The following is a 23,529-nucleotide window of genomic DNA, read 5'->3' as shown; positions in this document are numbered from 1 at the left end:
ATATATTTGTGCAATTATTCTTTCTCATGGTCAAGGAATGCCTCAAGCTCATCCAGCTTGCTCGACCAGAAGTGACGATACGACTCCAGCCATTTATCGATTTCTTGAAGAGGTTCCGGCCGTATCGAATAGATGCTTTTTTGAGAAACCGATCGCACCGTAACCAAACCAGCTTCCCGCATGATTCGCAGATGTTTGGAAACGCCCGGTTGACTTAATTGGCACTTGTCTACGAGCTCCCCAACTGAGCGTTCACGGATACGCAGTAAATCAAGCATAGTCCGTCTGTGCGGCTCAGCCAAAATCTCAAATATACTCATAGTTTTCATTCTAATCCCTGCTTTTATTGTTGTAATTTCGTGAAGTTGTCCGTTCGTTTTGCGTACTGCTCTGTCATCGGTATCGCCAAATCATGATGGGGGACGAATTTGAGTACAGTCAATGCCTCACCCCAACCTAAACACTTTTAATGGCGAAGCGTTTATATACGTTCGATGATGAATAGTAAGGGTCTCCATCTTATTATAACCCTCCCTTTTAACCGAAGTGAGAAGCGTATTTCTCGCGTATTTCCTTCATTCGTTCCCAAGGAAACTGACGAAACTGTTCAAGAAGGACGATATCCAACACATCAAGATGCACATGCCAGCCCGCCAAAAAATCGGGAACAATAGCGGGTCCGTAAAATGTGTGTGTGAGATGAAGAAGGCAGCCGTCCCCTTCTTCCTTTAAACTCCATCGCACTATGGAGTGTCCCGAAGTTTGCTCTAGCCATGTGTACTCCAACCCGTACGGGGGATCGACTTTGGTGAAATTGCCATGTACGAGATCTCCATTCTCCCACCGAAATGCAAGTTTGCCGTCCACATGCAAATCCAACTCTGCCTGCGCAGTTAACCATTTGGCAATTTGCTCTGGGCTCGTGATCGCTCTCCATACTTTTTCTACCGGATGTTTCAAATAACGCTGGAAGCTAACGATACGGCACTCATCCATCTGTAGAATCTTTCCGTCCATACAATCCCTCCGAGTAATCAAATTTACTTTTATTGGTTATTATATTACCATTTAGTTATATAACTGCAAAGTAATGAAATCAACGAAGTGATCTCCATCCTCATAAAATGAACAATGGGGATGGCTAGCATTCTGGTTTTGATCATGCTCAAGCTAAAAAGGGAATCGGAAGCTCCGGTGTTGGCTAGTTGATATCTCTATATGAATCTCAATGTTGTGGGGCGTTCTCATGTCCATGCATCGGGCAACAACTGTCCTTCTGCTACCAGCTTTGAGTTGCCTTCCAAGTAAACGGATTCGGCAGCATAATCTGTGAGATGGTAAGAAATTTTAAGTAGTCCCCCTCGAGTAAGCAGGTTCACAGAGGCGTCTACATGTCCTAAAATACCGGCAATGATTGCTGCAGCAGTCGATCCGGAACCGCACGCGTAGGTCTCTGCCTCTACTCCTCGCTCATAGGTTCTGATGCTAAGCGTTTGCCTATCAATCAGTTCCACAAAATTTACATTGGTACCATAGGGAAACTGCTGCTGATCATTTCTGACCATTCGTCCCCATTCTCTGAGCTGGTTGTCCGCTATCGCGAAAACATTTTCGACAAACCAGACCGTGTGGGGAACTCCGACAACACCGTAGTGGTAGACGCCGCTCGGTCCGTCCCACTCATATGGTTGATTCAGCTTCAGCGCTTGCAATTGAACGTCGGGGAACTTGACCTTCACGCCGTTTTGATTGAGCTCTGCCTGATAGATGCCGGCCATCGTTTCGAAACTCATCTTCGTCTTGGCTGCTCCGATGTGGTAAGCAAAGCGCGATATGCACCTTGCACCGTTGCCGCACATTTCTCCTTCACTGCCATCTGCGTTAAAATACCTCATCTTAAAATCAGCGATGTTGGAGTTCTCCAGCAGCATGAACCCATCGGCACCAATTGAAGTGCCTCGCCTGCAAACATTTTGGACAAAGCCTGAAAGCGCAACCTCGTTCAACAGGCCATTGCGATTATCTACTACAATAAAGTCATTGCCACAGCCATTCATTTTTTTAAACGGGATCCCAAGATCAAACATTTCGCTCCTCCTTTTATCCGATTTACTGTGCAAACCAAAGGTTCCGGGATTATCCAAATTCGCATCGATCAAATTACCTGCCTTGGCATAAGCATGAATGATCAGTTCCTTATTTCATCCAAGCGACTGCTCCACAGGATGGACTGGGGAGCAGTCACCTTGCTTTAAGAAGAATCGATTGCGGCAAATGATTGATAGAGATGACAAGCGACCGAGTGCCCTTCTTTTTCACTCAGCTTTGGCAACTCGACTTTGCATATTTCCATGCGGGAACGGCAGCGCGGATGGAATTTACATCCTTCCGGGGGATTAGACGGAGACGGGAGATCGCCCGACAACACAATTTGCTCTCGCGTATCATCAGGATCGGTAATGGGTTTGGCTGAAAGCAATGCTTGTGTATAAGGATGCAGCGGTCGTCCAAACAGCTTCTCTTTCTCAGCAAACTCGATGATTTCACCTAAATACATGACCGCCACTTTATCGGCAATGTGCTCGACTACGCTCAAATCATGCGAAATGAAGACATAGGTCAAGGAAAATTGTTCTTGCAAATCCTGCAGCAAATTAAGGATTTGCGATTGAATCGACACATCTAGTGCGGAGACAGGCTCATCTGCGATAATCAGTTTTGGCCGAAGAATCAGGGCGCGGGCGATGCCAATTCGTTGTCTTTGCCCTCCAGAAAATTCGTGAGGATAGCGAGATAGATGCTGCTTGCTCATGCCGACAATCTCTATCGTTTCTTCCAGTAGCGCTTGTCGCTGCTCTCGGGGAACACAGTGCGCAATCAGCGGCTCCGTCAAGATGTGCCCGATCGTTAGTTTCGGGTTCAATGTTTCAAATGGATTTTGAAAAACCATTTGCATATTTCGCCTTACTGCACGCACTTCATTTTTGTTCATTTTTCCTATTTCGTTACCTTGGAAACGAATTTCGCCTTGGACCGGATCCAGCAAACGCAGAATACATTTTCCCAATGTAGACTTTCCGCAGCCTGACTCCCCGACAATCCCCAGCGTTTCTCCTTCATAGACGCTCACATCAATCCCGTTTAGAGCATGAACATAATGCGGTTGTTGAAGCCACCCTTTTTTCATGCGAAACAGCTTGCATAGCCCTTTCACTTCCAGGATTGGAGTCGTCATCCTCCTACCACCGAGCTTTCCTGGTCATGATCCTTGTCTTGGGTAAATAACCAGCATCGACAAGATGAATGCTGATCCACTGGATGGAACACAGGATTTCGCTCCCAACATATCGTCATCACTCTATCGCATCGCGGGGCAAACCGGCACCCATTGGGTTTGTTTTCCGATGTCGGCACACTACCTTTTATGCTGTGAAGCCTCTTTGCGCGTTGTCTTGGTGTCGATTGGAGTAATCCTACGGTGTACGGGTGCTTCGGATTGCGCAGCAGCGACCGTACGTCCGCTGTTTCAATCGCTTGTCCCGCATACATCACCATGACGCGGTCGCACACTTCAGCGACCACCCCTAAATCATGCGTAATCATGATCACTGACATGCCGATATCCTTTCTGATTTTTTTGATCAGATTCAAGATTTGCGCTTGAATGGTCACATCCAATGCGGTCGTCGGTTCATCAGCGATAAGTAATGACGGATTGCATGCGATCGCCATGGCAATCATCACCCGCTGCCTCATTCCTCCTGACAAACGGTGCGGGTAATCCCTGTAAATCTCTTCCGCTCGGGAGATGCCCACCACGGTAAGCAAATCCAGTACCCGTTGCTTTACCGCCGCTTTGCTATCACCCTCATGCTCGTGCAGTACCTCACTGATTTGTCGGCCGATCGTCAACACCGGATTTAACGAATGCATCGGTTCCTGAAAAATCATCGCCATTTCCTTGCCTCTGAGACTGCGCATCTCGGCTTCACTCAGCGTAAGTACTTCTTTCCCGTTGAATCGAATGCTTCCAGTCAAAGTGGCATTATTGTCCAACAGTCGCATGAGCGAGAGCGAAGTGGCGCTCTTGCCGCACCCCGATTCTCCGACAATTCCCAGCGTCTCCCCTCTTTTCACATGTAAATCAAGCTGATCAACAACCGTAATCGTACCCGACTCTTTCGAGAACCGGGTTGTTAGCCCTGTCACTTCCAATACATTGTCCATAAATGAAATCCCCTCTCCAATCCTCTTATTGCCCTTTACTTTTGCGTACGAGGATCAAAAATATCACGCAAGGCATCTCCCAACCGGTTTACTGCCAACACGACAATGGTGATGGCCAATCCCGGGTATGTCGCAAGCCACCAGGCATCGGACAAATAATCTTTTCCTTCATTCAACATGGTCCCCCATTCGGGAGTCGGCGGCTGCGCACCCAAGCCGATAAAGCCCAATGCAGCCGTATCGAGAATCGCTCCCCCGACGAACAGTGTCATGTAAACGAACAATACATTCGTAATATTGGGGAGAACCTGGAAAAGAATGATCCACCAGCTCGGCGTCCCGATCGATCTGCTGGCTTCCACATATCCAGACGACATGATGACGAGCGTCGCTGCCCTGATCAGACGCGCAAAGCTGGGAATCGAAGAAATACCGATTGCGATCATCGCATTGGTTTGACTCGGTCCAAGCGCCGCGACAATGGCCAAGGCCAAAATGATCCCCGGCAAGGCGAGCAAAATATCCATAATCCGCATGAGCAGGTGATCAATGAATCCTCCCACATACGCACTGATGACACCAATCATCGTTCCTGCCGCTACTGTGATGCCGACCGCCATGACAGCAACCACAAGCGTAACGCGCGTTCCGTATAATATACGGGAAAACAAATCGCGGCCGATCGCATCCGTTCCGAGAACATGCTTGGCAGACGGGCCTTGCAAAAAGGCTTCGTAATTACTTTCAGTAGGGTCATAAGGAGCGATCCAAGGCCCGATGATTCCGATCACAGAAATGAGTAAAAGCACCATCAAGCTTAGTTTTGCTGCTCGCTGTTGCTTGATTTTTCCCCAAAAGGCAAGCTTGGGAAAAATCGGGGATTTGGCTTGCGTCGCCCCATGTGCGACGGTTTTGGTCACCTCATTCAAGTTACCGCCCCTCCTTTTCCGTTATGAGGTCGACACGCGGATCAATCAAACCATAGAGGAGGTCGACCATCATATTTACCACGACATAGACGAAGCCCATAAGCAGCACAATGCCCTGAATCATCGGAATATCACGGGCTGAAATCGCACGAATAGCCAATGTGCCGATTCCAGGCCAGTTGAACACTTGTTCGATTATAACCGCCCCGCCCAGCAGAGTCGCGATTTGCAAGCCTACCACCGTAACAACAGGAATCATGACATTGCACAAGGCGTGTCGGAATAGGATTATCGACTCCCTCAATCCCTTGGCCCGTGCCGTTCGAATGTAATCATGGGAAAGCACTTCGACCATACCTGAACGCGTCAGTCTGCTGATCATCGCGGAAGACAAAACGCCCAAGGTACAAGCAGGCAAAACAAGATCCTTCCATCCCGTACCGCCCGCGATTGGAAACCAGCCTAATTGAACGGAAAATAACATGATAATGATTAACCCCAGCCAGAAGCTCGGCAGCGATAATCCGATCGAAGCTGCCGCCATCAGCATAAAGTCCAAGAGCGTATTCTTGTATTTCGCAGCGATAATTCCCATCGTTAAGCCAATCACGACCGCGATTCCAATCCCAGCGAAGGCTAGCTTGACCGTTGCCGGAAACCGTTCCATTATTTCCACGATGACAGGTCTTTCTGTTTGTAAGGAAGTTCCGAAATCCCCTTGAATGACCTTTTCGATGTAGGTCAGGTACTGATGAGGAAGGGGCTGATTTAGTCCCATTTGTTCACGTAACTGTTCCACTTGTGCTTTTGTAGCCTTTTCCCCTAACATGATCCGTACCGGATCTCCAGGAATAAAATGAACGAGCGCAAACGAAAAGATGGAAATGCCGAGGAGGACAATCACTCCTGATAGCATCCGATTCAACAAATACTGTTTCATGATTCGTTCACTCCTCTCTTCCAGAATGCGTATTCATTGTTACGGCTAAACTCGCTTGGGAATTTGGCGATAGGAGCCCATCATGCGAATTACCGTTTGACTTCCGTCTCGTATAAAGCGTACGGTTTGATCCGACCCTTCAACGTTCGCGAGAAAAACGTCTTCGTCGATAGCTTTTAAAGAGAATGAGTCCGAATGATCGACCGTTACGATCAGGGTGCCTGCCTCCACGCTTACCTGAAGATGAATTCCTTCCATAGAGCCGTACTCGCCCGCATATTCAAGCAGACGATCTGTCGGGAGGTCATATTCCTTATACGTGACATGCGTTGATTTCGCCGGACGATTCTCGATGCAGTGAAACGTGCCATGTGCCAATGCGGCAGCCGGCGAACCGCTGAGATTGGTGAGCGCCACGGCAGCCAATCCGTTCTCGGGGATGATGCTCATGTAGGCTTGAATCCCTTTCTCTCTGCCGCTATGGCCGAGCATCGCAGCACCGTAGAAATTGGGTGTAATCGCTACACCATACCCGTAATATTGGTTATGTTCGCATCGGAAATAAGGGGTGGTCATCTGCTGCACACTTTCCGTGCGAAGAATTCGTTCCTTGCCAATCAAACCTTTCGTTCGAAACAGCTCGGTGTATCTCATCATGTCGGTGAGCGTTGATTTTAATCCGCCGGATGATTGAAACGGCGGTGTCTCAAATAGCGGTGTCCTATCCTCGTACCCGTGCAGCTCCACCAAAGAAAAGCAACTATGCTGCATTCCCGCTGGTTGGAGAATATGCTCCTTCACATACCTCGAATATGGCTTGCCGCTTGCCCGCTCAACAATTGCTCCCAGTAGCGTATAGCAATCATTGGAATAACTGAACTCCGTACCTGGTGCGCCCAATAAAGGAAATTCCAGTTGTGCCATATAGGTCATTAATTCCTCATAGGTGTTTATCCCACGCTTGAGTGCTTCATCGACGCAAGATAATGGCGGCAAACCAGAGGAATGGGTTAGAAAGTTGTGAATCGTGATTGCTTCTGTTCCACTTCCCGTTTTTACATGAAACTCTGGCAATAAACGGGAAACAGGATCGGCAACCGTCAGTTTTCCCGCTTCCTGTAGCTGCATGATCGCAATGGCGGTGAACGATTTCGTAATCGAAGCGATTCCGAACAAAGTATCCACTGTCGCTATCTGACCTTGCTCGGCATCACGATAGCCGAAGCCTTTGGCATAAACGAGCTGTCCGTTTTTTGCCACTCCAATTGCAGCTCCAGGCACCTTGCTTCCCATCATTGTTCCTTGAACAAACTCCTCATAACTTTCGATCCATTCCTGATTGTTCATCACCTGTTCTCCTTGTTTTTTGTTTCCTCGCTTACTTAACCCACACGTCCTGATACAATTTCAGTCCGGATGGATCAAGCATCAGTCCCTGAACACGGTTGTTTAACACGACAAACCGTTTTTCCGTGTAAATGGGAATCCAAAACGCCTCCTCCACAGCTCGCTTCTGAAGATCTTCATAGATTTTCGCTCTATCGTCGCTCTTCATCGTCACCTGTCCCTTTTCCAGCAAGGAATCGATCGTTTTGTCATGGATAGCTGAACGATTCATCCCACCGATCTGAGTTGAATGCATGAACGGAAACAAGATATCAGGGTCATCAGCGACGTATCCATCTAGAGCCAAGTCAAATGTGCCGGCAGCAGTTAACTGGTCGACTGCGCTGCCTTCTAGAGTAATGATTTTCACGTCTACCCCAATCGCTTTGAACATTCCTTGCATCAACTGGGCAGGTTGAGACCATACTTCCATACTCAACAATTCGAGATGAAGCGGTTTTCCTGCTTTCTCCCTTATCCCTTGTGCATTCAGTTTCCATCCGGCTTCTTCCAAGAGCTTCACCGCATCCTCGGGGTTGTATTTGTATGCATATTGGGCAATGGATTGATCGTATCCGAACAAATTTGCTGGCAGCGGACCATCTGCAACAATTCCTTCGCCTTGCAGATGCGACTGCACGATAGCATCTTTCTTTACTGCCATTTGCAACGCTTTGCGTACGTTTTTATCTTGTAAAATCTCGTTATTCAAGTTCAGCTCGACAAACAGCCCCAAGCCGCGCTTTGTCTGCTCAAGTACTGTAAAACGATTGTTGTTCTTGAATTTCTTCGCGTCTTTCGCAGGCAGATCAGCGATGTCGATGGTTCCACTTTCCAAAGCAGCGACAGCCGTTTGCGGATTTCGAATCAATTTCAGAACTAATTTGTCCGGCCTCGGTGGTCCTTGATTTTTAAAGAAGGGGGTTGCCCAGCGATACGCATCATTTTGAATCAGCGTGATAGAATCTCCTGATTTCCAGCTCTCCATCTTCCATGGACCGACACCGACCGGATTCCTTCCGTATTGATCCCCAAACTTTTGCACCGCGTCCACCGAGAGCGGCTGCATCCAGCTCGCGGAAGTGAAATAGGTGAGGAGCGTGGCAGACGGTTCATTCAACTCCAAAATAAGGGTCTGATCATCTGGTGTTTTGATCGATTTGATGATGCCAAGAACCATCCCTACGCCTTTCGGAGCGATTTCCGGAGACATGGCCCGCTCAAACGTTCGCTTGTACGTCTGTGCAGTAAGCAGTGTCCCATCATGAAAGGTAACGCCTTGGCGAATGCGAAATGTCCATGTCTTCCCATCTTCCGAAATGGAGTACGATTCGGCCAGATGGGGCTTGACCTCGTTTGTTTGGGGATCTCTATAAAGGAGAGCCCCCCCTAGATTGAGCGCGACCCCCTCTGTGCTTAACGCTGTCGATTTGTGGACATCCAGTGTATCTGGTTCACTGGGAATCGCAACGGTGATCGTCCCGCCCTTTTTCTCGGATATATTGGCATCTTTTTTTCCTTCATCAGTATCTGGTTTCGTAGCAAGCGTCCCGCAGCCGGCCACGCTTGCCAGCAGTACGAAACAGGAAAGGACAATGCTCACAAACGTGGCGGTTTCCTGCTTTCTTCTCCCCATGAATGACACCACTCTCCCTTGTTTGGGACATATCCTTGCCTCCTACGATCTGAGCCAATCAACCGTTTTTTGATCCAGCTTTTTGACGAGAGCCGTCAGCAATTTCACCGTATTTTCCACATCATCATGATGGAGAATCGAAGCGTGACTGTGAATGTAGCGCGCAGGGATTGCAATGACGATGGATGGAGCCCCTTTGCCAACCATATGAGCAGCTCCTGCGTCCGTACCCGCACCTGCAATAGCAGCATATTGATACGGGATGCCTTCCTCTTCAGCCGTATCAAATAACAGATCCCGCAATTTCCGATTGGGCACGAGCGAGCCGTCGAATAGACCAATCGTAGGCCCGCCACCGCACTTGATATCAGGCAAATTAGGAGAGTCAGCGCTTCCCGGCGTGTCAAACGTTATCCCCGTCTCCAATGCAATGAATATATCTGGCTGCACCATATATGTGCTCGTGAATGCGCCGCGGCATCCCACTTCTTCTTGTGCAGTAGCGCCGCTAAATACGATGTTGGGGTGATCCGTTTGTTGTAACTGTTTCATTACTTCAATGGCTGTCAGGCACCCCCCGCGATTATCGAGCGCTTTTGCCATATACATCTTGTCATTCGCCATCACCGTGAAAGGGCAGATCGGCACAATCGGATCACCTGGGCGAATTCCCAGCTCCTTTGCCTGTTCTGCACTGGATGCTCCGATATCGATGAACATCCGCTCGATCTCAACCACTTTCTTTCGTTCTTCCGAAGACAGCAGATGTGGCGGTTTTGACCCGATTACGCCGACAATATCCCCTTTGCGTGTTTTAATGTTCACGCGCTGTGCCAGCATCACCTGCGACCACCAGCCACCAAGCGGCTGGAAGGCGACGAATCCATCCTTCATGACACGTGTTACCATGAACCCCACTTCATCCATATGGCCCATCATCATGATTTTGGGTCCATTGGCCAGGCCTGTTTTCCGCCCGATGATGCTTCCCAGATTATCTGTGAACACTTCTTCTGTAAGCGGTTCCAAGTACGTGTGCATTAATTCTCGCACTTCCTGTTCTTGTCCGGGAACTCCGGAAGCCTCTGTCAGCTCTTTCAGTACCTTTACCCAACTATTCATCCATATCTTCCTCTCCATTTGCCTGTTATCTCCAGCTATCATCCATGCGATCATAGGAACCGATGCGAAGATCTGCTTTTTCGTTCGCCAGTACATGCTTGGCTATACGCTCAGATGGGGTACGAGGCAATTCACTGCGGTATTCCCAATATCGTGGAACCTTGTAGTAAGCAAGATGCTCGGTGCAATAAGAGATCAATTCATGAGGAGGCACCGTTTGGCCCGCTTTCACTACCACGTATGCCTTGATTTCTTCCCCGCGTATTTCGTCTTTCACTGGAAGGCAGGCAGCAAATTGCACAGCCGGATGCATTTTCATGACTTCCTCAACCTCAGCAGCCGAAATATTTTCCCCGCTCCGGCGAATCATCTCCTTTTTTCTGCCGACATAATAGATGTATCCGTCTTCGTCCATTCGCACCAAATCTCCGGTGTGGAACCAGCCGCCCTGAAAGGCAGCGCAAGTCGCATCAGGATCTTTATAGTAGCCATCCATCATCCCCAAGCCCCGTAGGAGAAGCTCGCCTACCTCGCCCCTCGAAACGGGGCGGTTGTGAATATCAACAATGCGGACAGTCCGGTCTTTATCCGGGTTTCCGATGCAGCCTGTTCCGAGCAATCGGTCATGATCTTGTGGTTTTACCGAAATATCTCCACCTGTTTCTGTCATGCCAAAAACCTCATACCATGGCGCGCCCCATCGCTCTTCCAATTCGCGGTGCAGATGCGGGGGAATGGCCGAGCAAAGGATGGTGCGAACGTTATTTTCCCTGTCTAATGGCGAGCGTGGTGCTTTGACCATTAGCGTGGGCATGATCCCCAGGCAGTAGAAAAAGGTAACGCCATATTGTCGTACTTTCTTCCAAAATGTAGAGGGATGAAATCGATCGAGAACCACAAGCTGTGCCCCCACAGCGATCGCACCCAGCAAATTCCATTGCGGGTCCATATAATAAAAGGGCTGCGCCGTTAACAGTACATCTGAATTGGTCAAATTGGGATGCTGCTCGACCATCTTTCTTGCTATGGTGAGCCAATATTCATGTGAAAGCATACACCCCTTGGGGAAGCCTGTCGTGCCGGATGTATATTGGATGTTGACTAAAGTTTCAGGAAAAACGGTAAGCGCTGTTGGAGTCGTGGGCGCTGTTTCACACATCGTTCTGAAATCGACAATGTTGGGATCGTCTGATTGGTCTACTGAGAGGATTGTTTTGAGGGTTTGTAAGGAAGGTCTGATCTTCTGTAGCAGGGATATAAACTCTTGTGAAGTTACAATAACGATTGCTTCGGAGTGGTGGAGGATATACTGTGCATCGTACTCTTTGTAATTTACATTTATCGGCACTATAGTCGCGCCCAGTTTTGCCAACGCCAGCCAGGTAAGCGGGAATTCCGGCTGGTTCCTCAGCATGACGGCTACCCGATCCCCATAGCCTACGCCCAGCACTTGGAGCATGTTGGCGATCTGGTTGGAACGGTCTTCTATCTCCTTAAATGACAGTTGTTCATTCCATTCATCAAAGACAAGCCCGATTTTTTCTCCCCATCGTTTGGCCGCCCGTGCCGTCAAAGACTTGATTTCTTGCATGTCCAAAAGGTTTCAGCCCTCCTTCTCTATACCGATCCTTTTTTTCGGAACCATTCAGCCGCCTGCTTGGATTCGATCGTTTGCACAGTTGCCAGCGCATGCTCGATCTCCAATTCAAAAGCCGCCTCCAGATCGCATTGTGCCCCGCGATTTAGCGCAAATTTGGCTTTTGCAAGCGCTACTTGCGGGAGCTCAGCTAACCGTTTCGCACACTTGTCAGCTTCTTCAGCTAACACTTTATGATCCACTACCTTGTTGATGAGTCCTAGATGCAGTGCTTGCGATGCACCAAACCTTTCGCCCGAAAACAGCAATTCTTTCGCCCGGACCAGTCCAATCGCGATGGGAAGGATATGCGAGATTCCTCCGGTAACACTAAGTCCCACACTCACTTCCGGAAAGCCGAATTCGGCATCTTGAGCGGCGATGATCAAATCGCATCCGAGCGCAAACTCACACCCTGCTCCTAATGCATAACCATGGACCGCAGCGATCACCGGGAAAGGAACACGCTGGATCTTTCGTGTTATATCCTGAATTTTCTGTATATTATAACGGAGCTCAGCCTCATTTGCAGGCTTTTCTTCATGACGCAAATCATGTCCTGCACAAAATGCATTCCCGCGGCCAGCCAGGATTGCTGCCCTTACTCCTGCCCGTTCCAACTTATCGAGCGATCCATACAGCTCCTCTACCAATTGTGGAATCACCGCATTTAACCGCTCGGGGCGATTCAGGTAAATCCAGCCTATCTCTTGATGGATCTCACACTCTACCACCGCCTTACGTGTTGTCATTCTTTTTTACCTCCGCCTTTATTTTGGAAAACAATGCTTTTGCATTCGAACCGAGCACCTTTTCTAGCACCTCGGGCTTTATGCTTAATTCCTTCCATTCTGCAATCGCGCGTTTCAGAGGAAACACAGGCCAGTCTGTTGCAAAGAGGATTTGATCTTGCAAGAGGTTGTTTGCTAACCTGTACATCATCTCCCACCCTGCTCCATGCACCCCCAAATACTTTGGAGAAAGCCCGCCCAAATCTATCAGAACATTGGGGTGCTTGCGCGCTACGGCAACCATTTCAGGCACCCAGGGCCACCCCCCATGACACGCGATCAATGTTAATTCTGAAAAATCACAGGCGACTTGATCCAGCAACAGCGGGTGTTCATTCCGGATGGGATGAATCATCGAATAATTAATTCCCGTATGAATGGCTACTGCCAAGCCTAACTCGGCAGCCTTTGCGTATACGGGATATAATTTGCGATCATCGATCGGCATCTCAAAAAATGCAGGCTGGATGTTTACTCCCAGAAAGCCCAGCTCTCTGATGCGGCTCACTTGTTGGACAGCGCGCATCGGTCTGAAATGCTCCATTGAAATCGTACCGAATCCTGAGAAGAGCTCGGTGTGATCTGATATGACTTTTGCCAATGCTTCATTCAGTGCATCCCCATCCTCGCCGAATTCGTATTCTGCATGCATAATGGCGTGGTCTACTCCTGATTCTTTCATTTCTTGAATCAAATCGTCGAGCGTTTTCGCGATAGTCGAGCTTACTTGTAACACCGCATCATATTGAGCGACGTACTCATTTCGCATTTCACCTATGCGTGCCTCGCGGAACTGCTGTGGCAAGCGGACACGGGCATCAAGAATGTTCATGCGCAGCAGCCCCCAGCCATGGTTTCGTAAAAAAACGAGCGGGTTCAGGCAGATCCAAATCGGAGACAGTCAGTTGCTGACCGTTTCGCTTTGCCTGAACGAGTGCAAGCGCCATATCGGAAAAATTCAAGCTGATTTCTTCCAATGAATTTGGGCCATCGGGCGAGTACCAATGGGCGACACCCGTGCACATTTGAAGCAAAGCCAGGACGGCAAGCTTGGTATTTTCTATCGCAAATACGCCCCCCTCTAATCCGCCCGTTAAAATACGCTGCCAGAGGAGCTCATATTCACTGCGCAACCTGGCAATTTCTACGCGCGTATTTCCTGTCAGCGCACGGAACTCGGTATCTACTACTAGCGCTGTTAGCTTGTTAATGGCATGGCTGGTAACATGAAGCTGTACAAACGCTGCCAATTGTTGTTCGGGCGCTTCAAGCTCAGCGAGCACTTCCTTTGCATTTCCAAGAAGGGTCTGTAACCCTTCTTGCATGATGGCAACGAGCAGATCCTCTTTTGTTTTCATGTAATGATAGAGGGTGGAGGAGGTTACCTCTGCTTCTAGAGCAATATCACGTATGCTGGTTGCTTCAAAACCTTTTCTTGCGAATAGCCGTAATGCTGCTTGAAATATTTTTTCTTTCGTCAAAAAAGCGCGCTCCTTTCTACTGATGATTGCAGGAAACTAGAGTCTCACAAGTCCAGTTAGTTGTAGCGGCTACCCATCTGCTTTTTGGGTTTTGTCGATCGATCGATCGATAGGTTACTTGTAATCACCAATTTACTAATCATCCGATTCAATGTCAAGATTATTTTTTATTTTCTGACATTTGTTTCTGGCATAACAAAAATCTCCTCCGGTTTCCCATGAGGAGATCTGAATTCGTTAAGTGGATTTGATGCATTACTTCAAATATCTTCCAGTGATCGACTGTTCCGCATGGATGATTTGCGGAGGTGTGCCCTCGAAGACCACCTGACCGCCGTTGCTGCCTCCGTCCGGTCCCATATCGATAATCCAATCCGCTTGGCTGATCACATCAAGGTTGTGCTCGATGACGATTACCGTATTGCCGGCATCCACGAGGCGGTTCATGATCCCCAGAAGGTGACCGATATCTGACATATGTAGGCCAGTTGTTGGCTCGTCCATCACGTAGATGCTGCCCTTCTTATGCAGTTCGCTTGCCAGCTTGATGCGCTGGCATTCCCCGCCTGAAAGTGTGCTGAGTGGCTGGCCGAGTGTAATATAGTTCAGCCCCACATCACTCATCGCCTGAAGCTTCCGCACAACCTCTTTTAGCTCAAAAAATTCCAATGCCTGCTCCACCGTCATCTCCAGCACTTCTGCAATTGACTTGCCGTTTAGCTTGTATGCAAGTACCTCTTCCTTGAACCGTCTACCTCCGCATATTTCGCATGGCAGCTTGACGCTTTCCAGGAATGCAAGGTCTGTATACACAACACCCAGCCCTTGGCAGTTCTCGCAAGCCCCCTTGGAGTTGAAGCTGAACAAGCCTTGGTTGACCTTGTTCGCGGAAGCAAACGCCTTGCGTACATCATCCATGATCCCTGTGTAGGTCGCGGGATTCGAGCGTGTTGATACGCCTACCGCCGATTGGTCGATGACGATCGCATCTGGATGGTTGCTAAGGAATACTTCGTTAATCAGCGTACTCTTGCCTGAGCCGGCGACACCCGTAACTACGGTCAGCACTCCGGTTGGAATATCAACACTCACGTTCCGCAAGTTGTGCAGTGTGGCATCCTCGATGGACAGCTTGCCGGACGGCTTCCTGGAATCTTCCTTCAGTTGGAGCGGCCGCTTCATATGGGTGCCTGTCAGTGTCCCTGAGTCCAGCAGACCTTCGAAGCTACCTTCATACACGATGGTACCACCGTGGCTGCCGGCATGCGGCCCGACGTCGACGATATAATCTGCCACCTTGATCACATCGGGATCATGCTCGACGACAATGACGGTATTGCCTTTGTCGCGCAGCTTCTGAAGCAATTCATTTAACCGGTGCACATCACGGGGGTGTAAACCAACGCTGGGCTCATCAAAAATGTAAGTAACATCCACCAGACTGCCGCTCAGATGCTTCACCATCTTGACACGCTGCGATTCGCCGCCGGACAAGGTATCCGTCTCACGATCTAGCGTCAAGTAGTCTAGTCCGATATCCACTAGATGCTGCAACCGTTCCGTCAGCGACTTGACCATCGGTGCGGCGACCGAATCGTCAATCTCCTGAATGACGCGGATGAGCCGACCGACCTCCATAGAAGACATCTCTGCAATGTTGAGGCCATTGATTTTGCAGTTCAGTGCGGCCTGATTGAGTCTTGCCCCATGACAGCTGGAGCAAGAACCTTCGGAAATGAACGGCGCAACCGCTTTTTGTGTACGCTCAGATTTCGCCTTTAGATCCTGCTTGATGTATTTGTTGGTGAACTTCTCAATGACGCCTTCTACTGTAATATTCACGGCTTTCCCAGCGAATTGCATCTCCACTTTCCTCGCCTTGGCGTACAACAGCTGCTCAAGCTCTTCATCCGAATAATCGCTCAGCTTCTTGGCGGGATCGAAGCCCGTCTGCACAAGCATATTCCATTCCATGCCGTCTACCTTATAGTCCGGCAGCATGATTGCCCCTTCATTCAACGACTTTTCCATATCCAGCGCCTTGCTCATGTCGACGCTCAGACTGCGACCGATCCCGTTGCATTCGGGACACATGCCTTGGGGGTCATTAAAGGAGAACATATGCGCTTGTCCAACATTGGGTTGACCTATTCGGGAGAAGAACAGGCGAAGAATGGGAGAAATATCGGTAATCGTGCCCATCGTGGAATGGGAACCGCCGCCCAGCCGCTTCTGGTCCACGATAACCGCCATGCTTAGGTTCTCGATCGCGTCCGTATCCGGCTGCGGATAACGGGGCAGGAAATTGCGCACGAACATGCTGAAGTTCTCATTCAGCAATCGCGTGGATTCTGCTGCGATCGTATCGAAGACGATCGATGACTTGCCAGATCCAGATACACCGGTGAAGATCGTAATTTTCCGCTTGGGAATGCGCAAGGATACATTCTTGAGATTGTTTTCCCTCGCACCGGAGATTACGATATACTCCTGATTAGATTCGCTCATGCCAAACATCCTTCCGATAGTATTCATTTCTACTTATCTTTACATTGTACCATTCAGAAGGATATCTTCGCTTCTGGCTGTTCACGCTTACAACATACGCTTCCCCTACCTATTATTTCCAATGGACAGCCGTTACTTTCACCAAAGCACCCGCAAGGTGAGTATTATCCTCTAAGCATCAAGGCACAGACAAGTTCACCCTGTAGCATTCCCTTTCCTCCAGGTGGAATCTTGATCAAGCAATCGGAATCTCTAATGGATACCGTAACGCTTGATTGATCCATCCCGACAGGCTTTACGAACACCTTGCCATCGATTACATACGACTTTCCGCGAACATAGCGAGGATACGCATTTACCTTTTTAAAGTCTTCGCCTAAGAAAGCAGTAATTTCCCGCATGTAACGATGTTGAATACCCTGCATACCCAAGATAACGGGACGAACGAACAGCTCAAAACCAACAAAGCACGCTCCTGGATTACCTGACAAGGCAAACAAAAATTGATCATTCCAAACCCCTGCGGACGTAGGGCTTCCGGGTCGCATCGCTACTTTGTTAAACAAGACCTTCCCTTCCCATTTTTCAAATATATCTACGAGAATATCGTAGTCTCCTACCGATACTCCACCTGTTGTGATCACGAAATCCGCAGCGGAAAAAGCTTTAAGAATAAGAGTTTGTGCTTGGTCCGGATCGTCTGGGATGGAGCCCATCAGTAGCGGAATCCCTCCTGCCTCCCGAATTAGTGCCGCCAGCATGTAAGAGTTACTGTTTCGAATTTTACCTGGGCAAAGTGACGCATCTACAGGTAAAAGCTCTGAACCTGTCGCAAAAATCGCGATGGTTGGGCGCCTGTATACTTTGACGCGAGAGAAACCGAATGTAGCCAACAATGCGGTCTCACCAGCGAGTATTTCTGTACCTTTTTGAAGGACACATTCGCCCTCTGTGATTTCGTGGCCAATCGGAGTCAGATTCTGCCCAGGAAGGATCTCTTTTCTTATCGAAATGTATGTTTTGCCCTGCTCCTCGAAATCTTCTGTCATTTCCAACATGATGACTGCGTCTGCTCTTACAGGTACCATGGCACCCGTCATGATTCGCGAGGCAGTAGTTGGCGATATTTCTTTTGTAGGAAGCGCGCCACACGGAATATTGTCGATCACTTCCAAAAGAACAGGAGATTCAGGTGATGCTCCACGAGTAGAACTGGACATGATCGCGAAACCATCCATCCCGGAACGCCGGAAATGAGGCATGTTGTCAGGCGCAATCATATCTTCCGCCAACGTACGACTGTAGGCATTTTCCAATGAGACTTCTTCCACACCCAGAAGGTTCAAATGCTGCTCAATTCTGTGCTGCGCTTCCACGACTTGAACTGCATTTCGGCGAAATCGATTCACGTTTTCTACTCTGTCCATGTTCGTTTACACTACCCTCCAATTTGAGACATGCGCCTACCTGTTGGTACATGTGACTGACTCTCATCAACTAAAGCCTTAGCCATTTCGTGATTCTTTGGTTTGATATTCAATGCTCGGAAAAAGAGCTGTCGTACCGCTTCATCATCTCCAATGCACTTACGAACGTTAAACTCATCCGACCAATATAAGCAGGGCTTTATGTTTCCATCCGCTGTCAAACGAAGCCGGTTACAAGTTTCGCAGAAATGATCACTCACGGGATGAATAAGTCCAAAACTCCCCTTCGTGCCTTCCATTCGAAAAGTCTGTGCGGGTCCGTTGCCCTGCACATTATGACTCTCGGTCACTTTCCAACCCAATTGATGACAGCGTTCCAATACGGTGGACAATGGCAGATAAGATTGCTTCCATCTCATGTCGTTGTGGCCGATCGGCATGTACTCTATAAATCGAACTTGTATATGGCTATCTATCGTAAGACGAAGAAAATCTTCAATTTCGTCATCGTTGATATCCTTCATAAGAACAACATTCAATTTAATAGGATCAATCCCTACTTGTTGGCATGCTGCTATGCTTTCCATTACTCTGTGGACATCTCCACCGCGGGTAATGAGCGAAAAACGATCCGCTCTCAGTGTATCCAGACTGATATTCACACGGTTCAAGCCTGCTGCTTTCAATTTTTCGGCCTTTTTCGCCAAGAAAATACCATTGGTAGTCAACGCAATATCTTCGATGCCTGGAATGCCCGCTATCGCGGATACCAAATTTTCGATTCCTTTGCGGACCAATGGTTCTCCACCTGTCAGCCTTACTTTTTTGACACCCATTTCGGCCAAAACCCTCACAATCTCGGTGATTTCGTCCAATGACAGGATATTTTCATCTGGTTCAAATACCATTCCATCAGCAGGCATGCAGTAGACACACCGCAAGTTGCAACGATCCGTTACCGAAATGCGTAAATAGTCATGGACACGACCAAAAGCGTCCACCAATTCACTTGGCTTCACTGGCCTTCCCCCTTTCTACTTCTGCGATTCATCGTACCATTTTCATAGTGCAGGACATGTGATAAAACGCACACCGGTTGAATCACGAGCGTTTCTCTCCTTCCCTCCTATACTGATCAAGAAATTGATCTATCTAATACATAGACAGTCATCGCAATATCCTCTTCGATACTGATATCTGAAAAAATCCGCAAAATCTTTGCATGGATGATATCCTCGAGTTTTGCTACTACCGCAGGGTCATTGTAAATGTTCTTCACGAGCTTTGTGCGCGCATCGTGAACCATTCGTCTGCCTTCTTCAGATAGAATCATAAACTTTTCTACATTGGTCAGGTTCCCTTTCATCTCACAGATCACCCATGGACCACAAAAACGTGTAACGATTTCTTTTGGACCGTTACCGACGTATTCTTTTCGTATCTCACGAACCAGCATGCTGAATTGATGTTCGAGGTTTTTCGTCATTCGATGTTCTCCTTTCATCCGCTAGTTTGTTTTTACGAGGAGCCAACAACATGTAACAAATGATCAGGATAAGAATCACTAGCGATAGAATTAGATTATTCATTGCCTCATCACGATTGACGATGATAAAACGTATCGTGCCAGTAATGCCGATATAGATGAGGTATTGTAGCGGAAAGTGATACTCTTCCTTGAAATATTTGATGATCATAGAAACAAAAACAAAGTATAGGAAAAAGGCTAAGACTTCCTCTAAAATATCATGAACGTTAGTATTACCAAGAAGTGCAGCGGTCACAATGAAATACAGTTCGCGTACAAGATAGAAGCTCAAGACCAGTCCCAGAATGATGAGTGAAATATTTAGCATCCGTTGATAGAAGTGCACAATCAATGTCTCTTTCATCATTCCTTTAAGCCCTCTCCTAATCCTTTCAGCAGGTTAATACCAAAACCCATCGCTCGATTGATGTCAGGATCGCGAAGAGCTTTCATCAAATCGAAAATCCCAACCTTTTCTCCAGAGCGAAGAGCATCATCAGCCCTTTGAAGCCCCTTTGTAACACCGCTCATCAGTTTTTTTGTCATTTCAGGATCTAGCTCGGTTAACCCACCTGCGGCAGCCATCGCATTGTTCATCATATTGGTGACAGGAGGACGCACCATTTGCCCTACTACAATCTTCGCAATATCTTCCTTCGCCTCGACGGCGGCGTTGAGCGCTCCAAGAATTCCACTTTCATGGAGTTCTTGGAGCAGTTTGATCGTTGCTTGGATCCCTTCCGGATTTTTGGCGAGTGCTTGTATGACACTTTCCACTGTTTGATCTTGTTTTTCCTTTTCGGTAAGAACGGGTTCAACCACTTTCGTAATCGGTCTTGCCATTATTTTTTACCTCCCACAAAGTTTACATCTGCAATCGGTTCATAATCTTCTCTGGCCCATTTGCGTTCTACTTGGACACCCATCTGAGGGTTTCGCTTGGCATAACGGGGATTATACATAGGCAGTGGAGTCATTCCTTTTTCTTTGAGAAACTCCATGCATACCTTTGTTTGCTTGTATGCAGGGGTTTGCGTGCGAACGTCCCCGACGCTGCCAGTCAAAAGGTTAATGGCATTTTCATGGCTGACAGAGTGCATGGGTACATACAATTCTTTACCGCTTACTCGATCTGTCACGAGGACACGAAGCTTAATCGCACCGTATGGAGAGACGAGTCGAACTAAGGAACCGTCTTTTAGCCCCCGCTCACTGGCAAGCTCAGGGGAAACCTCCACAAACACTTCCGGTAGCTTATATTGGATGCCCTTTGATTTGTTCGTCATATTTCCTTCATGGAAATGCTCCAGTAGTCGTCCGTTGTTCAAGGTAAGATCAAATTCCGATGAATACTCCATAGGCCGGACATATTCAACGAGCGAAAATCTTGCTTTTTTGTCTGGGAAGTTGAATTGTTCTTTGTACAGAAGCGGCTCGTCAGTACCATCTTGTTGTACGGGCCATAGCAAGCTGTTCCATCCTTCTAAACGATCGTACGAAACTCCAGCATAAATCGGTGCCAGGCTCGCAATTTCGTCCATGATCTCACCAGGGTGTTGGTAATTCCAGTTTGCACCCATACGCTGTGCGATCAGTTGGATGATCGACCAGTCTGGTTTTGAATCTCCCAGTGGTTCCAATACTTGATACAACCGCTGGATACGTCTCTCGGTATTCACAAAGGTACCCTCTTTTTCCAGGGATGGAGACGCAGGTAGCACAATATCTGCAAATTGAGCGGTTTTGGTCAGGAATACGTCTTGTACGACAAAGAATTCAAGCTTGCTGAGAGTATCATGCACGTGGTTGGCGTTGGAATCGACCCAAGCCATGTCTTCACCCATCAGGTACATGGCTTTTAGTTCGCCTTTCTCTACCGCTTCCAGCATTTCGATATTGGTTAGGCCCGGCTTGTTAGAGATCGTTACGCCATACGCCTTTTCAAATTTGGCTCTCGCCGCATCAGCCGTAATAGGCTGATACCCTGGAAGCCAGGTAGGGAGTGTCCCCATGTCGCAAGCGCCTTGTACGTTGTTGTGTCCACGCAATGGATAGGCTCCTGCTCCTGATCGGCCGTAGTTTCCTGTGACTAGCAAGAGGTTGGAGATAGCCGCAGACGTATGCGAACCCGCGATATTTTGAGTTACGCCCATTCCCCACAGGATGCAAGTGCCATCTGCTTCGTGAATCATTTTGGCTGTTTGAATCAACTGTTCTCTAGACAGCCCCGTTACTTCCACTGCGTAATCCAGCGTATAAGTTTCAAGCATTTTACGATAATCATCAAAATCGTTTACCCGCTTTTGGATAAAGGCTTTGTCATGCCAGTCTTGATCGATGATGTACTTCGCGACGGCCGTCAGCCAGACAAAATCGGTTCCTTGTGTTGGATGAAGGAAAAGATCGGATCGTTCTGCCATTTCATGCTTGCGCAGATCAGAGACAATCAGTTTTTGACCGTATAATTTCTTTGCCCGTTTGACCCGTGTTGCCAACACAGGATGGCCTTCTGTTGGATTCGCTCCGACGATGATGACTAGCCCGGCACTTGCAATATCTTGAATGGTACCTGAGTCCCCACCGTGTCCTACCGTTGCCAGCAAGCCATCAGTAGCTGGTGACTGGCAATACCTTGAGCAGTTGTCAATATTGTTTGATTCGAACACCTGGCGCGCCAGTTTTTGCATGAGGTACGCATCTTCATTGGTTGTTTTGGATGAGCTTACGAATCCCAGCGCGTTGCCTCCGTAGTTTTGCTTGATGGAACTCATTCGCTCGGCAATCATTGAGAGTGCCTCATCCCATGTAGCTGGTACAAATGCGTCTCCTTTTCGAATCAATGGTGTAGTCAAGCGCTGATCACTGTTAACAAAATCCCAACCGAACTTGCCCTTAACACAAGTAGAGACACTGTTGACTGGAGAGTCTTCCGTTGGTTCCACTTTTAGAATGTGGCGACCTTTGGTCCATACCTCAAACGAACAGCCTACGCCGCAGAACGTACAAACGGTTTTGGTTTTCTTGGTCCGCGTTTCCCGCATGGCCGCCTCCACTTCAGAGATAGCGAAAATGCTGCTGTAGCCAGGCTCGACTTCTTTAATGAGATCGATCATCGGATTCAACAGGTCTTTTTTAATCCCTGATAGAAAGCCAGCTTCCCCGAGCATGGATTTCTCCATCAGTGCATTGCATGGACAGACCGTCACACACTGACCGCAAGACACACAAGAAGAGTCATTAATCGATTTATTGTCATCCCAGATCACTCTTGGAATCTCTCGTTCCCAATCGATGGTGAGCGTCTCATTTACCTGTAAATCCTGACAAACCTCCGTGCAACGTCCACAGAGAATGCATTGATCGGGATCATAACGATAGAAGGGATGCGACATATCTACTTCTTCCTTTTTTTCTCGGAACGGGCGTGTTTGATGGTCAATTTCGAGCAGCTCTGCCGTATTGTGCACCCGACAATTTCCGTTGTTGTTGTCGCAGACGGTACAATACAGCATGTGGTTTTCCAGGATCCGGTCCATTGCTTCTGCCTGTGCGCCTTTTGCCAGTTCGGAGGAGGTAAGGATGTGCATGCCTTCCTCGATAGGAGTCGAGCACGCTCGCATAATTTTCCCGTCAATCTCACACATGCACGTATCGCAAGTTTGAATAGGCCCTAAAATGGGTGAATAACAGATGTGAGGATGCTCTATTTCTTGCTGCAGTAGATAATCCAGAATCCGGGTTCCTTCCTCTGCTTCATGCTTCACTCCATTTAATTCAAAACTGATTTTTTTCATACCCTCTAAGACCTCCAAGAAAATAATAAAAGCCCACCATCAAACAACCTGGGCATGAACATGCGCAAATTGTTTAATGGTGGGCTAATTCCTAAGCATCCAAAGATACTCGTTATCCGTCCCA

21 protein-coding genes are annotated in these 23,529 nt (G+C 48.2%); all 21 read right to left on the bottom strand.

Going from position 1 to position 23,529, the window contains the following annotated elements; all coding sequences use genetic code 11:
• Positions 1–14 precede the first annotated feature (14 nt).
• Positions 15–329 carry an ArsR/SmtB family transcription factor gene (locus C7R93_RS12210; RefSeq protein WP_106839061.1) on the bottom strand — a complete coding sequence of 105 codons (315 nt, stop codon included), beginning with the start codon at positions 327–329 and terminating at the stop codon, positions 15–17.
• Positions 330–537: 208 nt separating this feature from the next.
• On the bottom strand, positions 538–1,017 hold the full coding sequence (locus tag C7R93_RS12205; protein ID WP_106839060.1) for an SRPBCC family protein: 480 nt from the start codon (positions 1,015–1,017) through the stop codon (positions 538–540).
• Positions 1,018–1,244: 227 nt separating this feature from the next.
• Positions 1,245–2,087 carry a diaminopimelate epimerase gene (gene dapF, locus C7R93_RS12200; RefSeq protein ID WP_106839059.1) on the bottom strand — a complete coding sequence of 281 codons (843 nt, stop codon included), beginning with the start codon at positions 2,085–2,087 and terminating at the stop codon, positions 1,245–1,247.
• A gap of 164 nt (positions 2,088–2,251) precedes the next feature.
• Positions 2,252–3,235, bottom strand: coding sequence for an ABC transporter ATP-binding protein (locus tag C7R93_RS12195; RefSeq protein WP_106839058.1), 984 nt, complete (start codon positions 3,233–3,235; stop codon positions 2,252–2,254).
• Entirely contained in the window at positions 3,232–4,227 is a 996-nt protein-coding gene (locus C7R93_RS12190) for an ABC transporter ATP-binding protein (RefSeq protein ID WP_106839057.1), read from the bottom strand. The genes C7R93_RS12195 and C7R93_RS12190 overlap by 4 nt, the downstream gene beginning before the upstream one ends.
• 35 nt (positions 4,228–4,262) lie before the next feature.
• Positions 4,263–5,156, bottom strand: coding sequence for an ABC transporter permease (locus tag C7R93_RS12185; RefSeq protein ID WP_106839056.1), 894 nt, complete (start codon positions 5,154–5,156; stop codon positions 4,263–4,265).
• A gap of 1 nt (position 5,157) precedes the next feature.
• On the bottom strand, positions 5,158–6,096 hold the full coding sequence (nikB, locus tag C7R93_RS12180; RefSeq protein WP_106839055.1) for a nickel ABC transporter permease: 939 nt from the start codon (positions 6,094–6,096) through the stop codon (positions 5,158–5,160).
• 45 nt (positions 6,097–6,141) lie between these two features.
• Positions 6,142–7,443, bottom strand: a complete 1,302-nt coding sequence (locus C7R93_RS12175; protein ID WP_106839054.1) for a serine hydrolase domain-containing protein — start codon at positions 7,441–7,443, stop codon at positions 6,142–6,144.
• Positions 7,444–7,474: 31 nt separating this feature from the next.
• Positions 7,475–9,118, bottom strand: a complete 1,644-nt coding sequence (locus tag C7R93_RS12170) for an ABC transporter substrate-binding protein (RefSeq protein WP_106839053.1) — start codon at positions 9,116–9,118, stop codon at positions 7,475–7,477.
• A gap of 42 nt (positions 9,119–9,160) precedes the next feature.
• On the bottom strand, positions 9,161–10,240 hold the full coding sequence (locus tag C7R93_RS12165) for a M42 family metallopeptidase (protein ID WP_106839052.1): 1,080 nt from the start codon (positions 10,238–10,240) through the stop codon (positions 9,161–9,163).
• Between the two features lie 25 nt (positions 10,241–10,265).
• Positions 10,266–11,831, bottom strand: a complete 1,566-nt coding sequence (locus C7R93_RS12160; protein ID WP_244191522.1) for an AMP-binding protein — start codon at positions 11,829–11,831, stop codon at positions 10,266–10,268.
• Positions 11,832–11,857: 26 nt separating this feature from the next.
• On the bottom strand, positions 11,858–12,628 hold the full coding sequence (locus C7R93_RS12155; RefSeq protein ID WP_106839050.1) for an enoyl-CoA hydratase/isomerase family protein: 771 nt from the start codon (positions 12,626–12,628) through the stop codon (positions 11,858–11,860).
• Positions 12,615–13,499: an amidohydrolase family protein gene (locus C7R93_RS12150; protein ID WP_106839049.1), complete on the bottom strand. Its 885-nt coding sequence runs from the start codon at positions 13,497–13,499 to the stop codon at positions 12,615–12,617. The genes C7R93_RS12155 and C7R93_RS12150 overlap by 14 nt, the downstream gene beginning before the upstream one ends.
• A complete protein-coding gene (locus C7R93_RS12145; protein WP_106839048.1) occupies positions 13,486–14,148 on the bottom strand; it encodes a TetR/AcrR family transcriptional regulator in 663 nt (220 codons plus the stop codon). Before C7R93_RS12145 ends, C7R93_RS12150 begins: the two co-directional genes overlap by 14 nt.
• Before the next feature lie 255 nt (positions 14,149–14,403).
• Positions 14,404–16,656, bottom strand: a complete 2,253-nt coding sequence (locus C7R93_RS12140; protein ID WP_106839047.1) for an ATP-binding cassette domain-containing protein — start codon at positions 16,654–16,656, stop codon at positions 14,404–14,406.
• Positions 16,657–16,820: 164 nt separating this feature from the next.
• Positions 16,821–18,083, bottom strand: a complete 1,263-nt coding sequence (locus C7R93_RS12135) for a molybdopterin molybdotransferase MoeA (protein ID WP_167402457.1) — start codon at positions 18,081–18,083, stop codon at positions 16,821–16,823.
• Positions 18,084–18,094: 11 nt separating this feature from the next.
• Positions 18,095–19,102, bottom strand: a complete 1,008-nt coding sequence (gene moaA / locus C7R93_RS12130; RefSeq protein ID WP_106839046.1) for a GTP 3',8-cyclase MoaA — start codon at positions 19,100–19,102, stop codon at positions 18,095–18,097.
• A 116-nt stretch (positions 19,103–19,218) separates the two neighbouring features.
• Positions 19,219–19,569 carry a Na-translocating system protein MpsC family protein gene (locus tag C7R93_RS12125; protein WP_106839045.1) on the bottom strand — a complete coding sequence of 117 codons (351 nt, stop codon included), beginning with the start codon at positions 19,567–19,569 and terminating at the stop codon, positions 19,219–19,221.
• Positions 19,526–19,978 carry a phosphate-starvation-inducible protein PsiE gene (locus C7R93_RS12120; protein ID WP_106839044.1) on the bottom strand — a complete coding sequence of 151 codons (453 nt, stop codon included), beginning with the start codon at positions 19,976–19,978 and terminating at the stop codon, positions 19,526–19,528. The genes C7R93_RS12125 and C7R93_RS12120 overlap by 44 nt, the downstream gene beginning before the upstream one ends.
• Positions 19,975–20,454, bottom strand: a complete 480-nt coding sequence (locus C7R93_RS12115; RefSeq protein ID WP_106839043.1) for a helical membrane plugin domain-containing protein — start codon at positions 20,452–20,454, stop codon at positions 19,975–19,977. The genes C7R93_RS12120 and C7R93_RS12115 overlap by 4 nt, the downstream gene beginning before the upstream one ends.
• A complete protein-coding gene (fdhF, locus tag C7R93_RS12110) occupies positions 20,454–23,405 on the bottom strand; it encodes a formate dehydrogenase subunit alpha (protein ID WP_106839042.1) in 2,952 nt (983 codons plus the stop codon). The genes C7R93_RS12115 and fdhF overlap by 1 nt, the downstream gene beginning before the upstream one ends.
• Positions 23,406–23,529 lie beyond the last annotated feature (124 nt).

This window comes from Brevibacillus fortis (assembly GCF_003013395.1).
In the GTDB taxonomy this organism is placed as follows: domain Bacteria; phylum Bacillota; class Bacilli; order Brevibacillales; family Brevibacillaceae; genus Brevibacillus; species Brevibacillus fortis.
This window is presented reverse-complemented; position numbering and strand designations above follow the sequence as displayed.

What these genes read in the sequence shown, in the direction of transcription:
- C7R93_RS12210 (WP_106839061.1), bottom strand. Translation starts at nt 329, where the DNA reads ATGAAAACTATGAGTATATTTGAGATTTTGGCTGAGCCGCACAGACGG.
- C7R93_RS12205 (WP_106839060.1), bottom strand. Translation starts at nt 1,017, where the DNA reads ATGGACGGAAAGATTCTACAGATGGATGAGTGCCGTATCGTTAGCTTC.
- dapF (WP_106839059.1), bottom strand. Translation starts at nt 2,087, where the DNA reads ATGTTTGATCTTGGGATCCCGTTTAAAAAAATGAATGGCTGTGGCAAT.
- C7R93_RS12195 (WP_106839058.1), bottom strand. Translation starts at nt 3,235, where the DNA reads ATGACGACTCCAATCCTGGAAGTGAAAGGGCTATGCAAGCTGTTTCGC.
- C7R93_RS12190 (WP_106839057.1), bottom strand. Translation starts at nt 4,227, where the DNA reads ATGGACAATGTATTGGAAGTGACAGGGCTAACAACCCGGTTCTCGAAA.
- nikB (WP_106839055.1), bottom strand. Translation starts at nt 6,096, where the DNA reads ATGAAACAGTATTTGTTGAATCGGATGCTATCAGGAGTGATTGTCCTC.
- C7R93_RS12175 (WP_106839054.1), bottom strand. Translation starts at nt 7,443, where the DNA reads ATGAACAATCAGGAATGGATCGAAAGTTATGAGGAGTTTGTTCAAGGA.
- C7R93_RS12170 (WP_106839053.1), bottom strand. Translation starts at nt 9,118, where the DNA reads ATGGGGAGAAGAAAGCAGGAAACCGCCACGTTTGTGAGCATTGTCCTT.
- C7R93_RS12165 (WP_106839052.1), bottom strand. Translation starts at nt 10,240, where the DNA reads ATGAATAGTTGGGTAAAGGTACTGAAAGAGCTGACAGAGGCTTCCGGA.
- C7R93_RS12160 (WP_244191522.1), bottom strand. Translation starts at nt 11,831, where the DNA reads ATGCAAGAAATCAAGTCTTTGACGGCACGGGCGGCCAAACGATGGGGA.
- C7R93_RS12155 (WP_106839050.1), bottom strand. Translation starts at nt 12,628, where the DNA reads ATGACAACACGTAAGGCGGTGGTAGAGTGTGAGATCCATCAAGAGATA.
- C7R93_RS12150 (WP_106839049.1), bottom strand. Translation starts at nt 13,499, where the DNA reads ATGAACATTCTTGATGCCCGTGTCCGCTTGCCACAGCAGTTCCGCGAG.
- C7R93_RS12140 (WP_106839047.1), bottom strand. Translation starts at nt 16,656, where the DNA reads ATGAGCGAATCTAATCAGGAGTATATCGTAATCTCCGGTGCGAGGGAA.
- C7R93_RS12135 (WP_167402457.1), bottom strand. Translation starts at nt 18,083, where the DNA reads ATGGACAGAGTAGAAAACGTGAATCGATTTCGCCGAAATGCAGTTCAA.
- C7R93_RS12125 (WP_106839045.1), bottom strand. Translation starts at nt 19,569, where the DNA reads ATGACGAAAAACCTCGAACATCAATTCAGCATGCTGGTTCGTGAGATA.
- C7R93_RS12120 (WP_106839044.1), bottom strand. Translation starts at nt 19,978, where the DNA reads ATGATGAAAGAGACATTGATTGTGCACTTCTATCAACGGATGCTAAAT.
- C7R93_RS12115 (WP_106839043.1), bottom strand. Translation starts at nt 20,454, where the DNA reads ATGGCAAGACCGATTACGAAAGTGGTTGAACCCGTTCTTACCGAAAAG.
- fdhF (WP_106839042.1), bottom strand. Translation starts at nt 23,405, where the DNA reads ATGAAAAAAATCAGTTTTGAATTAAATGGAGTGAAGCATGAAGCAGAG.